The sequence below is a fragment of the Janthinobacterium sp. BJB401 genome, assembly GCF_013372745.1.
GTDB classification, from domain to species: domain Bacteria; phylum Pseudomonadota; class Gammaproteobacteria; order Burkholderiales; family Burkholderiaceae_D; genus Janthinobacterium; species Janthinobacterium rivuli.
In genome coordinates, this window is the sequence record NZ_JABXFH010000009.1 from 146,039 (window position 1) to 159,441 (window position 13,403).

Annotated in this window: 8 protein-coding genes; 5 read left to right on the top strand and 3 right to left on the bottom strand. The window is 64.8% G+C overall.

The window, feature by feature from the left end; all coding sequences use genetic code 11:
* Positions 1-8: 8 nt before the first annotated feature.
* From HWE17_RS08900 to tssF, 3 genes are read right to left on the bottom strand one after another with little or no spacing between them, the layout of a single operon-like run.
* The gene (locus tag HWE17_RS08900) at positions 9-263 is read right to left on the bottom strand and encodes a PAAR domain-containing protein (RefSeq protein WP_176388538.1); all 255 of its coding nucleotides are present in this window, start codon (positions 261-263) and stop codon (positions 9-11) included.
* Positions 264-292: 29 nt separating this feature from the next.
* Positions 293-1,282 (bottom strand): type VI secretion system baseplate subunit TssG, encoded by a 990-nt coding sequence (gene tssG / locus HWE17_RS08905; RefSeq protein ID WP_176388521.1) that lies wholly within the window; start codon positions 1,280-1,282, stop codon positions 293-295.
* Positions 1,282-3,087, bottom strand: coding sequence for a type VI secretion system baseplate subunit TssF (gene tssF / locus HWE17_RS08910; protein WP_176388522.1), 1,806 nt, complete (start codon positions 3,085-3,087; stop codon positions 1,282-1,284). The genes tssG and tssF overlap by 1 nt, the downstream gene beginning before the upstream one ends.
* On the opposite strand from tssF, the gene tssK reads away from it, so the two are divergent.
* The 5 genes from tssK to HWE17_RS08935 all read left to right on the top strand — a co-directional run bounded on the left by tssK (position 3,034) and on the right by HWE17_RS08935 (position 13,393).
* Positions 3,034-4,611 (top strand): type VI secretion system baseplate subunit TssK, encoded by a 1,578-nt coding sequence (tssK, locus tag HWE17_RS08915; protein ID WP_369681715.1) that lies wholly within the window; start codon positions 3,034-3,036, stop codon positions 4,609-4,611. The genes tssF and tssK overlap by 54 nt on opposite strands.
* A gap of 158 nt (positions 4,612-4,769) precedes the next feature.
* Positions 4,770-7,847, top strand: coding sequence for a PAS domain-containing hybrid sensor histidine kinase/response regulator (locus tag HWE17_RS08920; RefSeq protein WP_176388523.1), 3,078 nt, complete (start codon positions 4,770-4,772; stop codon positions 7,845-7,847).
* A gap of 2 nt (positions 7,848-7,849) precedes the next feature.
* Positions 7,850-10,009 (top strand): HAMP domain-containing sensor histidine kinase, encoded by a 2,160-nt coding sequence (locus tag HWE17_RS08925; protein ID WP_255206169.1) that lies wholly within the window; start codon positions 7,850-7,852, stop codon positions 10,007-10,009.
* A 175-nt stretch (positions 10,010-10,184) separates the two neighbouring features.
* Entirely contained in the window at positions 10,185-12,389 is a 2,205-nt protein-coding gene (locus HWE17_RS08930; RefSeq protein WP_176388525.1) for a GGDEF domain-containing response regulator, read from the top strand.
* Positions 12,390-12,526: 137 nt separating this feature from the next.
* On the top strand, positions 12,527-13,393 hold the full coding sequence (locus HWE17_RS08935) for an urease accessory protein UreD (protein WP_176388526.1): 867 nt from the start codon (positions 12,527-12,529) through the stop codon (positions 13,391-13,393).
* Positions 13,394-13,403 lie beyond the last annotated feature (10 nt).

A 13,403-nucleotide genomic window follows, 5' to 3' on the forward strand; every position in this document is an offset into this window, starting at 1 on the left:
TGCCTCCGTTAAAGCGATGTGATCAGATGAGCGCCACAGGCGGTGGCATCGCCGTCATAGGCGTAGGGCTTGCCCATGTGTTTTGCGCCGGCGCCATCGGGCGTGATGGCAAAGTTGCCCTTGCACTTGGGGCAGAACGTGGTGTCATCGGCCAGCGCCGCCGTCTTCCCCATCACGGTAGTACCGGACGATGCGCTGGTGACCTTGCCGCCGTGATCGGTTGCGTCTCCAAGCCGGATGACGCCGCGTCCCGCATGTTTCATGCTTGCCTCGCTTTCCAGGGATGAACTGCTCAAGCCAGCTGCAGCAGATAACGCACTTCCGCGCCGCGGACCTTGTTTTGTGCTGTCTGCAAGAACGTCGTCCAGCCCAGGCGCCGTCTTTCTGACGGGGTGGCGCTCAGGAGCAGGGGGGTAATACATGGCGGACTCAGTATCAGCCGCACTTCATATTGCAAGTCCGGTACGCCAAACAGCGCCAGCATCTTTGCCAGCGCCGCCGCGCCTGCGCTGCGCGGCAGGAAGCGTTGCAGGCCAGCGGGATCGAGCGGGCCGATATGCAGGCAGACGCGCATGTCCTGGCGCCACAGCCGCAGGCCAAGCGTTGCGCCGCGCGCCAGGGTAAAGTTGACGCTGCCGAGCAGGCTGCGGCGGTTTCTTTCCAGATAGTCCCAGCCACCGACAAATTGCTGCACGGTGACGGGGACGCCGCAGTATTCGGCCAGCACGGGTCCAATCGCCTGCGCGGAGACGGGGCGGCAGCGCAGCAGGCCCGCGTACCAGGCCGCGACGTCCTGCGTCACGGCATCAGCTTCGCCGCCCGGCGGCAGCGCAGCGCGCCGCACGCCGGCCAGTGCCGTCAGCAAAGGCAGTTGTACATCCGTGGCCTGGGTCTGCAGCGTGGATTCCAGCCGATACTTTTCCCACGCCTGGTAATACAGCGTGAGCATGCGGTGCGAAAAGATATCGAGGAAGGCCGAGACGCCAGCGTCTTTGCTCGACAAGCGGTAGGCGGCGATGCGCTCCGAGTGGTGCAAGGGCAAGGTGCCGCCGACGCCCAGAAAACGCATGAACCTGGGTATCAGGATCAGCTGTTCATTCTCGTCGAGCGAGAGCTGTTCGATTTCACTGGCGGGAAAACTCAAAGACACGCTGTTCTTGAAGCGCAACACCTGGCCGAAGGCTTGCACATGGGACACGTTCTGGCTACGTAGCCAGCACAGCAGAATACGCACCGCCTGCACGAACTGGTAGCGGTAGGGCTCGGCCAGCAAGTGATGCATTACACCAGATTCTGCAGGCCGCTTCTTGGTTTGCATCGGATCAGCTCCTCTCCGCTTTGCCCTGACAGCACCACCAGTTCGATGAAACTGTTGATTTGCACATACAGCCCAAGGAAGTGATCGATCACCTGCACAAACAGGTGCATGCTGGTGCCGACGAACGCCTCCTCGTCAAGCGTGATGCGCACTTCCACGCCATGCGCCAGCGAGGTGCCGCGCTTGTGCCGCAGCCATGTCGTGGTCGGCGAATGCGCCAGCGCGACGATGCCGCCGATCTGGCGTTGCGAGCTTGCCGATTGAGACTGATCATACAGCGTCAGCATTTCACGCAGCGCCGGCAGACCATCCTGGACCAGCGCGTGATGATTCAGTGTCAGGTGCGAAATCAGGCGCCAGTGCAGGCCCGCGCCCTGTGAAAAGCGTCGCGGCTGGCTGGGGCGTCGCAGCATGTGCAGTGCGGGTCCGCCGCCGCACGGTTGCAAGTCTCCTTGCGGCTGGCCGTATTTGAGCGACAGCGGAAGGTCGCGGTTGCTGCACGTCAGCGACAGCGACAAGCTGGCTTTTTCGTTGATCAAGGGATTGAAGTCGCTGTCGACCAGCGTGATTTTCTTTTCGTGGCCAGGACTGTTGATGGCCAAAGCCATGTCGTGGCGCACGACCCAGTAGTGTCCTTGTTGCGCCGTCCCTTCGCCATGGCGCAGGCTGTACAGTGGGCGAAATTCGGTCAGCGTGCTTTCGCCTCCACGTTGGCGCAGCAAACGCACCGCATCGACAGTGACGACTTCGTAGCCATGGGCATGGGTAGCATGGGCCAGCACGGAGTAGTCGGTTTTCTGCTGGGTGACGGCGATCGGCACGCCTTCCTGGCGGAAGAGATTGACGGCAGGACTGCAGCCCAGCCTCAAGTTGTCGCTGGAAATGCTGGACAGCATGCGCGCCGCAGCGCAATCGGGCCGCAAACCGGCCATGCACAGATGCAGGGTAAAGCGCTGGCAACCAGGCGGCAGGGCCGCACCCAGCGCCGCGATATCGATGTCGAAGAAATTGAATTTTTCCGGATACGCAAAATATTCGCTCAGGATGCGGTAGGCCGGCTGCGAGCGGGCACCGAAAGGTATCAAGGCATCCGTGTCGGCGAAGCCGACGGGCGTCAACGGCACGGCGGGTAACGCCATCCATTGCACCGCGTCGATGGACACAAAAGCGCAGACTGCATGCAGGAACAAGGCATCGCGCAAGGCGGCGGAAAAAGAAGCTTCGCCATCGATGAAAACGCGCAGTGACGCGGGCGCCGCGTCAAGATGCCGGATGCCGATGTTCAGCGAGGAACTGGCTGATACGGGCAGGCGCACGCCTGGCGGCGGCTTGATCATCGCATCGAAAACCGTGCTTTCCAGTACCGATGCGCCTGTCGTCATGGCGTAGACCGTCTTGAAGCGGCAGCGCACGCCGCGCACAGGCGTGGCGTCCATTTCGCTGCCGGCCGGCAGGTGCGCTACACCCGTTCCAGCCGCTGGGGCGCACTGGTGCACGATGGTGCACGATGGAAATGGACGCAGATAATGCGGGAACAGGGCTTCGAACAAGGCTTCGGTAAATTGCGGATAGTCGTCATCGAGCCGTTTCGAGATGCGTGCCGCCAGCATGGCCACCGATTCGATCAAGTGTTCGACGTGCGGATCTTCGCAAGACTCGCCGGACATGTGCAATTTGCCGGCGATTCTCGGATAGCGTTCGGCAAACTCACGGCAATGTCGCCGCAGCATCACCAGCTCGCGTTCGAAATACGGCAGCAAGTCCTCCATCTCGATCTTTCCTGTGTCTTCACGCGGAATGGCCAGTATCCGAGCGTTTGCTCCAAGGTAAATTGCGTTTGCGCAATAATTGAGCAGGGTTGCTGCGCAACATCAAGGACTTTCAAGCTGGCAACATCAGACTGGCAAGGCAGCATGATTCCAACGGTCAATATGGAGAACGCCATGACATTGCCATCCAAATTACTGTGGTCCGAGGGGCTGGCCATCGGCCCCCAGCAATTCCAGCAGCTGGACCGCTACCATGAAGCGCGCCTGCAACGTCTGGCCTCACTCATCAATCCACATTTATGGGGCGTGCATGGCGTCAGCTGGAATGCGGATGCACTGGCCAACAATAGCCTGCGGGCGGACGCCATGTCGCTCGTCTTTCAGGATGGCGAACTGTTTGACGCGCCGCTTGGCGATGTCTTGCCCGGTGCGGTTGACCTGTCCAAGCTGCCTTCCAGCGAACATAGTTTTACGTTTTATGCCGCGCTGCCCGCGCTGCAGGCACACGGCGGCAATGTGAGCGCTGCCGGCGCGCGCTATGTCCAGGCGGATATCGAAACCCCGGATCTGTACAGCGAGGCAGTGAGCATCGACGTGGCTTACCTGAAGAAACGCGTGTATCTGCTGTCGCAACTGGATCCCCTGAATGACTATCTTGCCATTCCGGTGATCCGTTTGTACCGCGCCGGCAATGGCGGCTTTGAAATCGATGCCTCCTTCATTGCGCCGGGCCTGAGCGTCAGCGCCGAGCCTTCGCTGCAGAAAATGCTCGAGTCGCTGATCGACCGCATGGGCGCGAAAATCGAGGCGCTATACAGCCGCCACCGTCAGCCCGGCAAAAATACGGTGGAATTTCATGGCGGGGATGTCTCCTCGTTCTGGATGCTCAACACCTTGAGCACGGCCAGCGCCACGCTCAGTCATTGCGCCAGTTACCGGCGCCACCACCCCGTGTATTTGTTTGAAAAACTGATGGCATTGGCCGGTGGCTTGATGACGTTTTCGAAAAAATACACACTGAGCGACTTGCCGGCGTATTGTCACGACGACGCGGCTCCCGGTTTCGGCAAGCTCGATGGCATCATTCGCGACCTGATCGATACGGTGCTGCTGTCGCGTTACTTCCCGATTGCACTGTCCAACGACACGCAACAGAACACCCACTATCACGGCTTGCTCGATGCCAAGCGGATTGACCGCCAGACCGAACTCTGTCTTGCTGTCAACGCCGATATGCCGGCGCTGGAACTGGTTGCCACGGTGCCGTTGCAGTTCAAAATATCCTCTCCGGACAATATCGAACTATTGCTTGGCCGGGCACTTCCGGGGGCCGAGTTGCGCCATATGGCCCAGGTTCCTTCAGAAGTGCCGGTGCGGCCCAATACGTATTACTTTTCGATCGACAACAAAGGCAGTATTTATGACAGCATGATCAAGGCCCAGGCGATTGCGATTTATGTGCCATCCGGGATAAAAGGGCTGAAGCTGGAACTGTTCGGTATCAGTGGCGCCGCCGCGCAATGATGGTGGGTGTTGCGAGCGGGTTTCTTGTCAAAAGATTGCCCTAAGCAATAGACTTGCCCCTGCAGTTGACGTTATCATGTTTTTGTAAGTGTCGGTGGCTGAGCAGTCGGCGCCTGGTTGAAACATGGTGACAGCGAGAGTGAGCATGGGCATGGCGAATGATGCGTGATGTGCCTGGCGGCGGGATGGGCAGGGCAGCGGTGCGCCGCTGCGGCCGCGCATTGCTGCTGGCGTTGTGTGTTGCCGCGGCCCCTGCCGCCGTACCGGCTGCGACGCCGGCCACGGCCACGATCACTGCGGCGCCGCACCAGGGTCAACGCGTGCTGTTTCTCAACGCTTACGATTACGGCCGCGCCGGCGTGGAATCGTACACGCGCACCTATGTGGCCGCCATGGCCGCCGCAGGCCTGGCCAGCGAAGACATCATGGTCGAGCACCTGAACCTGAACACCCAGGGCGACCCGGCGCTGCGCAACGAGATGCGGGATTTGTTGCTTTTAAGATACACACAGATGATGGGGCGCAAGGCCGACCTGATCATCGCCATGCAGCAGCCGGCGCTCGATTTTTTGCTGTCCGACCTGGCGCCGCTGGCGCGCGGCGTGCCCGTGCTGGCGATTAACACCTCTGGCAAGACCTTGCCTGCCGGCAGCCCGCTGGCCATCTGGCAGCAAAAGGCGAATGTCGATTTTCCCGGCACCCTGGCGCAAGCGATGGCGCTGTTCCCGGAAACGAAAACCATCGTCATGGCCGTCGGCGCCAGCGAGGCCGACCAGGCCTTGAAGCGCGGCATGCAGCAGGCGGCGCAGGCGTGGCAGGGCAAGGTGGCCATGCGCTATCTCGATGACCTGACCCTGGCGCAGATGCGCGTGGCCGTGGCGCACCTGCCCGCCGATACGCTGCTGGTGGCGGGTAACGTCAACCGCGACGTGGACGGCGCCATCGCCACGCCGGTGCAGTTTGCCGGCGAACTGGCGCGGCTGGCGAATGTGCCCGCCTTCGGCATGTACAACACGAACGTGGGAAAAGGCATCATCGGCGGCTCCATCCTGCACATCGAAGGCGCCGCGCAGCAGGTGGCGCAGATGTCGCTGGCCGTGCTGGCCGGCAAGGCGCCTGTCGCGCCGGGCGCCTTGCTGCCGCCGGTCCGTCCGGTGCCCATGTATGACTGGGAACAGCTGCAGCGCTGGGATGCGGACTTCAGCCGGCTGCCGCCGCACACCCTGTTCTTCAACCGCCCGCCGCAGCTGTGGCACGAACACCGCGTCGCCGTGCTGTCGGTTGGCGCCGTGTTTCTCGCCATGGCGTGCATGCTGAGCGCCCTGCTGCTGCAGCGCCGCCGCCTGCGCCGCGCCGAGAGCGACGCGCGCGAAAGCGAGCAGCGCTTCCGCATCCTCGTCGAACATGCGCCGGAAGCCATCGTCGTGTATGACCTGGACCTGGACCGCTTCATCGATGCCAACAGCAGCGCGCAGCGCATGCTGGGCATGTCGCGCGAAGCGCTGCTGGCGCGTGGACCGTTCGACCTGTACACGGGCGAACAGCCCGATGGCCTGCCGCTGGGACTGATGATGGAAGAGCATCTGCGCCGCGCCATGCTCGGTGAACCGATCCTCGTTGAACGCAATGTGCGGCGCGCCGACGGCAGCATCTTCCCCTGCGAAGTGCGGCTGGTGCGCTTGCCGATGGAAGGGCGGCGCCTGGTGCGCAGCGGCATCGTCGACATTTCCGAGCGCAAGCACAGCGAGCAGGAGCTGCTCGGCTACCGCGACCACCTGGAAGAACTGGTGCAGCAGCGCACGGCGGCCCTGTCGGTGGCCGTCACCGAGGCCGAATCGGCGAACCGCGCGAAAAGCGTTTTTCTCGCCAACATGAGCCACGAATTGCGCACGCCCTTGAATTCCGTGATCGGCTTTTCGCAGATGATGGCCGATTCGAGCAGCATGTTCGAGGAAGAAAAGCATAACCTGGCCATCATCAACCGCGCCGGCCACCATTTGCTGACCTTGATCAACGATATCCTGGAATTGTCGAAAATCGAGGCGGGCCGCATGCAGCTGCAGGCGGGTCCCGTCGACTTGAACGGCTTGCTTGACGAGGTGCTCGAAATGGTGCGCATGCGTTCGGGCGACCAGGGCATCGCGCTGCGACTCGAACGTTCCGGCGTGCCGCCGCTGGTGCGCCTCGATGGCGCCAAGCTGCGCCAGGTGCTGCTCAATTTGCTGTCGAACGCGCTCAAGTTCATCGAGCAGGGCAGCGTGACCCTGTCGCTGGCGTGCCAGGCGGACGGCGACGGGCAAGTGGCGCTGGCGTTTGCCGTGCGCGATACGGGCAGCGGCATCGCGCAAGACGACCTGGAACGCATCTTTGAACCGTTCGTGCAGGCCGACAGCGCCGTGGCGCAGGCCGGCACGGGACTGGGGCTGACCATTTCGCGCGAATTCGTGCGCCTGATGGGCGGCGAGCTGCGCGTCGAATCGACCCTGGGGGCGGGCTCCGTGTTCCACTTCGACTTGCGCGCGCCCTGCGTGCAATGCCCTGCCGCCGCGCCGCTGGCGCCGGGCCGCGTGGCGCGCCTGCCGCCGGGCCAGCGCGGGCGCACGGTGCTGCTGGTCGACGATGACGACAACTGCCGCAAGCTGCTGGCCGGCTTGCTGGCGCCGCTGGGCTTCCAGCTGCAGGAAGCGGCGGGTGGCGTGCAGGCGCAAGCCATGCTGGCGGTGCAGCGCTACGACATCGTGCTCAGCGACTGGCGCATGCCGGACATGGACGGCCTGGCGCTGACGCGCTGGCTGCGCGCGCAGCCGGCGCTGGTGCAGCCGCGCCTGGTGATCATGACCGCTTCCGCCTTCGAGGAAGAAAAGCAGGAGGCGCTGGCGGCCGGCGCCGACGGCTTCCTGCGCAAGCCGATCGAGCAGGAACACCTGTTCGCCATACTGGAGCAGCAACTGGGCGTGCGCTTCCAGCGCACCGGCGCCATGCCGCCGCGCGTGCCGTCCGTCGCCTTTGACCTGCGGCAGTCGCTGGGCCAGCTGGGCGCGGACGAGCGGCAGGCGCTGCTCGAATCCGTGCAAGCCCTCGACTTGCGACGCAGCGCCATCGTGCTGGCCGGCGTGGCGACCAGCCTGCCGCAGCTGGCCGCGCATGTCGGCGCCATGCTGGAACAGCATCAGTACCAGCCGCTGTGCGCCCTGCTGGCGCAGCTGGCCAGCGAGCCGCAGGGCGAAGACGCATGACGATGCAGGCATCCAGAGGCGCGCGCCTGGGCGGCGTGTCCATCGTGCTGGCCGTCAGCGTGGCCTTGACCTTCGTCGTCACCGCGCTGCTGCTGGTGTTTGCCGTGCTGTTTTACCAGTCCGAACGCGAGCAGCGCTGGCAGCAGCTGCATCGCAGCCTGGCCGTGAGCGCGGACCAGCTGGCCGTGGCCATCGAACTGCCCTTGTGGAATCTCGATGAAAAGCAGATGCAGGCCATCATGCGCAGCATGCTGGGCAAGCGCGACCTGGTGGCCAGTTCCCTGACGCCGGGCATCGGCAAGGAGGCGCTGGTCCTGCGCCGCACCGCGAGCGGCGCCATCGACAGCTTTTCCTCGCTGTCCGCCGAACCGGGCTGGCTGGTGCAGCGGCGCCCCGTGACGATGGGCGGACAAGTCATCGGCAGCGTGGCCGTGTATGCGACGCCGGCGCTGCTGCATGCGCAGCTGCGGCAGCGCGCGCTGGGCATCGGCGCCATGATCGTGGCGCTCGACGTGATCCTGGTGGCCAGCATCTGGCTGCTCATGTGGTGTCTGATGCTCAAGCCCCTGAAGGCGATCGGCCAGTATGCGGCCGGCGTCCAGGCGGGGCAGGGAGAAGCATTCGGCACGCCGCCGAAAGCGTGGTTCCTGGGCGAACTGCGCACCTTGTACCGCTCCATCCGCGACATGGTGGCGCTGCTCGACAGCCGTTACCGCGCCTTGCAGCGCAGCGAGGAGCGCGTGCAGATGGCCACCGGCGCGGCCAGCATCGGCATCTGGGACTGGAACGTCATCAACGATGCCTTGCAGTGGGACGAACAGATGTACGCGCAGTTCAAGGCCGATGCCGACAGCACGGTTGCGCCGGCGGCGATCTGGCGCGCGGCGCTGGTGCCGGACGACGTGCCGGCCGCGAAAGAGGCCCTGCGCGCCGCGCTGGGCGCCGGCCAGGCTTTCACGCACGAGTACCGCATCCTGTGGCCCGATGGCGCCATCCGCTACATCAAGGCCGATGCCGTGATCTTCCGCGACGGGCGGGGCCAGCCCATGCGCCTGGTGGGCTCGAACTACGACATCACGGCGCACCGCGAGGCCGAACTGGAACTGCTGCGCCACCGCCATCATCTGGAAGAACTGGTGGCCGAGCGCACCAGCGCCCTGTCGGTGGCCGTCAGCCAGGCGCAGGCGGCGAACCGCGCCAAGAGCACCTTCCTGGCGAACATGAGCCATGAACTGCGCACGCCCTTGAATTCCGTGATCGGCTTTTCGCGCCTGATGGCCGCCTCGCCCAACATGCAGGACGATGAAAAGCGCAACCTGGCCATCATCCACCGCTCCGGCAATCATTTGCTTACCCTGATCAATGAAATCCTCGACCTGTCGAAGGGCGAGGCGGGGCGCCTGCATGCGCAAACGGCCGTGGTGGCGCTGGCGCCCCTGCTGCAGGAAGTGATGGACATGCTGGGCATGCGCGCCGAGCAGCAGGGGCTGGCCCTGCGCCTCGATTGCGCGGGCTTGCCGGCGGCCGTGGTGCTCGACGCGACGCGCCTGCGCCAGGTGCTGCTGAACCTGATGTCGAACGCCGTCAAGTTCGCCGGCGGCGGCGAGATCGCCTTGCGCGTGCGTGGCGAGCGTCGCGATGGCGGGCTATGGATGCTGTCGTTCGCCGTCAGCGACACGGGCATCGGCATCGCCCCGGAAGACCAGCAGCGCATTTTCGAGCCCTTCGTGCAGGCCGACAGTGCGGGACCGAAGGATGGCACGGGCCTGGGCCTGGCCATCTCGCGCGAATTCGTGCAATTGATGAAAGGCGAACTGACGGTCGAATCGACGCCGGGGCAGGGCGCCACCTTCCGTTTCAGCATACCCGCGCAGGCGGCCGAGGCGCCCGTGCAGGTGTCCGTGCCGTTGCCAGTGGCGCCGGCGCCCGAGGCGCCGCCGGCACTGCGGGCGCAGGACTTGCTGCTGCTGGCCGGGGACGAGCGCGCGGCCTTGCTGGTGGCGTTGCGCGAATTGAACCTGGCCAAGGTGGCCCTGCTGCTGGGCGCCTTGCCGCCTGCAGCGGCGCCCGTGCTGGCGCCGCTGCAAGCCATGCTTGACCAGCATCAGTACCGCCAGCTGTGCGACTTGCTGGAGAGTGAGGGCGCGCTGGCGCCCGCTTGAAAAGTGTGGGCTGACAACATCGGATTCGCTGAAAAGACGGACTAAGTGGCGCCGATGGATGGTGCTAAATTGCAATAAAGATTATGATGATAGTACGTAGTTCATCGCAAAGAAATGTCTTGTCCAGCGCGGCAACCGATCGCCGCGCCTCATCCAAAGCTGAGAGAACTGCTACATGCACCGCGATTTTTCGGAAGTGAACTCGAAGGGCGAAGTACTGATCGTTGAAGATACGCCGGCTTCACTGAAACTGTTGAGCGATTTGCTGGGCGGCGCCGGTTATGCCGTGCGCCAGGCGCCAAACGGCGAACTGGCCCTGTGGACGGCCCAGGCGCGTCCGCCGGAGCTGATCCTGCTCGACGTGCGCATGCCGGGCCTCGACGGCTTTGAAGTGTGTCGCCGCCTGAAGGAGATACCGTCGCTGCGCCAGGTGCCGGTGATCTTCCTGTCGGCCCAGTACGATACGGACGACAAGGTGCGCGGCTTCGCGCTGGGCGCCGTCGATTTCATCGCCAAGCCCTTCCAGGCCGAGGAAATCCTGGCCCGCACCGACGCCCACGTGCGCCTGGCGCGGGCGCAGCTGCAGCTGGCGCAGGAGCGCGCCAACCTGGAACGCAGGGTGGCCGAACGCACGGCTGAACTGGAGCAAGTGGCCAGCACCCTGGCGCGCGAAGTGCAGATCCGCCGCGCCAATGAAGAATTGCTGCGCCTGTCGGGCCAGGTCTTCGAAGCGACCCAGGACGCCATCCTGATCACCGATGCGGCCGGCGTCATCGTCACGGCCAATCCCGCCTTTACCCGCATCACCGGCTACGCGGCGCAGGAAGTGGTGGGCACGGACATCATGCGCCTGCACGCCGAATACACGGGCGAAGCTGTGCTGCTGGCCCTGCGCCAGGGCTTGCGCAGCAGCGGCTGCTGGTCGGGCGAGGTGCAGACGCGGCGCAAGAGCGGCGACACCTATCCCTGTCTGCTCAGCGTCTCCACCGTGCATGGCCCGGACGGCGCCGTCGTCAACTACATCGGCGTCTTCCTCGACATCAGCGAGCGCAAGGCCGAGCAGCATCTGATCGATTTCCTCTCCTACCACGACGCGCTGACGGGTTTGCCGAACCGCGTGCTGCTGCGCGAGCGCTTCGAACAGGCGCGCGCGAACGCGCAGCGCGACGGCCAGCAGGTGGTGCTGATGTGCCTCGACCTGGACCGCTTCAAGAACATCAACGATTCGCACGGCCAGGCCGTGGGCGACAAGGCGCTGCAAGTGGTGGCGCGTTTCCTGTCAGGCTGCGTGCGCGAGGGTGACACGGTGGTGCGCCAGGGCGGCGACGAATTCCAGATCCTGCTGCAGGACGACGCCCTGCTGGGGCGCACCCTGGGCCTGGCGCAAACGATCCTGGCCGGCTTGCGCGAAGAGCTCAGCGTCGATGGCGAGCGCCTGGCGCTGACGACCAGCATCGGCATCGCCATGTGCCCGGCCGACGGCGACAGCCTCGACGACGTGCTGCGCCACGCCGATACGGCCCTGGTGCGCGCCAAGGAAATGGGGCGCGACCATTACGCCTTCTTCACGGAGCGCATGGGCAGCGATATCCGCGCCCGCCTGGCGATGCAGCAGCAGCTGCGCGGCGCCATCGGCCGCGATGAATTCGAAGTGCACTACCAGCCGCAGATGTGCTTGCGCACGGGCGCCTTGTTGGGCGCGGAAGCCCTGCTGCGCTGGGATAATCCGGTGCTGGGCAAGGTGCCGCCCGGCCTGTTCATCGCGCTGGCCGAGGAATACGGCTTGATCACAGCCATCGGCGAATGGGTGCTGGAAAGCGTGTGCGCGCAAATCCGCGCCTGGCACGATGCGGGCCTGGGCAGCGTCAAGGTGGCCGTCAACCTGTCCGGCAAGCAGTTCGCGCAGGACCGCACGGTGCCGTTCGTCGAGGCGGCCTTGCGCAAATACGGCATCGCGCCCGCCTGCCTCGGCATCGAGATCACGGAAAGCACGGTGATGGGCGACCCGGACAAGGCGGTGGCGGCCCTCACTCGCCTGAAGGATATCGGCGTGGGCATTTCGCTCGACGACTTCGGCACCGGCTATTCCAGCCTCGGCTACCTGAAGCGTTTTCCCATCGACGTGCTGAAGATCGACAAATCCTTCGTCGACGACGTCACCACCAGCAGCAGCGACGCGGCCATCGCCCGCTCCGTCATCTCGCTGGCGCACAACCTCGACATGCGCGTCATCGCCGAAGGCGTGGAAACGCGCGCACAGGTCGACTTCCTGACGGAGCACGGCTGCGACGAAATGCAGGGCTATTACTTCAGCCGCCCCCTGGCCGCCGAAGCCTTCACGGCCTTGCTGCGTGAACGGCGTACGCTGGCCGTAGCGTAGGAGGCATGCACTGCGGTGCGGCCAATGCACCATGCCGGTGCATCCGCTGCAGCGCGGTGCATGATTCTCACTTTTCCTTCCCCTGACGCTGGCATATATCCTGCTTAGGTAATCGCTTATTTACGCGATTGCCCCGCATGCCAGACAGCACCCGTCCCGTCACGCCTTTACCAGCCAGCGCCCACAGCGCCTGGCAGGCGCATTTGCGCCTGGGCTTTGCGCTGCACGATGGCGTCAGCCGCCTCGTCGAGCGCACGCACAGCGGCCCCCTGCGCGTGCAAAAGCCCCTGTACCCGGAAGGCGACGCCGTCTGCCACGCCATCATCATCCATCCACCGGGCGGCGTCGTGGGCGGCGACCAGTTGGCCGTCGACGCCACGCTGGGCGAGGGCGCGCGCGCCTTGCTCACTTCGCCGGGCGCCGCCAAATGGTACCGCGCCAACGGCCATGTCTCGGGCCAGCACATCGTGCTGCGCGCCGGTAGCGGCGCCGCCATCGAGTGGCTGCCGCAGGAAAGCATCTTCTTCGACCAGGCCTGCGTGCGCCTGCGCCACGAGGTGGAGCTGGCGCCGGACGCCAGCTACATCGGCTGCGACATCGTCTGCCTGGGGCGCAGCGCCTCGGGCGAAATTTTCAATACGGGCAGCATCAGCCAGCAGGTGCGGATCCGCCGCGGCGGCAAGCTGCTGTGGTGGGAGCAGGGCGTGCTGGCGGCCGGCGGCGCGCTGATGGCCAGCCCGCTGGGCCTGGGGGGACACACCGTGTGCGCCACCCTGATCGCCATCGGCACACCCATTTCTGCCGCCGTGCTGGCGGCCGTGCGCGGGATCGCCGTGCCGGCCGGCGCCGCGTTTGGCGCCACGCACATGAAGTCACTGGTGGTGGTGCGCCTGCTGTGCGGCGACAGCGAGGCTGCACGCCGCATCATGCTGGCCGCCTGGCAGTTGCTGCGCCCCGCCATGCTGGGACGCGACGCTGTCGTGCCCCGCATCTGGAACACTTAGCATCTGGAAC

Bases quoted from the DNA above. Each gene is read 5' to 3' on its own strand.
- tssG (WP_176388521.1), bottom strand. From the start codon at position 1,282: ATGCATCACTTGCTGGCCGAGCCCTACCGCTACCAGTTCGTGCAGGCG.
- HWE17_RS08935 (WP_176388526.1), top strand. From the start codon at position 12,527: ATGCCAGACAGCACCCGTCCCGTCACGCCTTTACCAGCCAGCGCCCAC.
- tssF (WP_176388522.1), bottom strand. From the start codon at position 3,087: ATGGAGGACTTGCTGCCGTATTTCGAACGCGAGCTGGTGATGCTGCGG.
- HWE17_RS08900 (WP_176388538.1), bottom strand. From the start codon at position 263: ATGAAACATGCGGGACGCGGCGTCATCCGGCTTGGAGACGCAACCGAT.
- tssK (WP_369681715.1), top strand. From the start codon at position 3,034: ATGTCGCCGCAGCATCACCAGCTCGCGTTCGAAATACGGCAGCAAGTC.
- HWE17_RS08925 (WP_255206169.1), top strand. From the start codon at position 7,850: ATGCAGGCATCCAGAGGCGCGCGCCTGGGCGGCGTGTCCATCGTGCTG.
- HWE17_RS08920 (WP_176388523.1), top strand. From the start codon at position 4,770: ATGATGCGTGATGTGCCTGGCGGCGGGATGGGCAGGGCAGCGGTGCGC.
- HWE17_RS08930 (WP_176388525.1), top strand. From the start codon at position 10,185: ATGCACCGCGATTTTTCGGAAGTGAACTCGAAGGGCGAAGTACTGATC.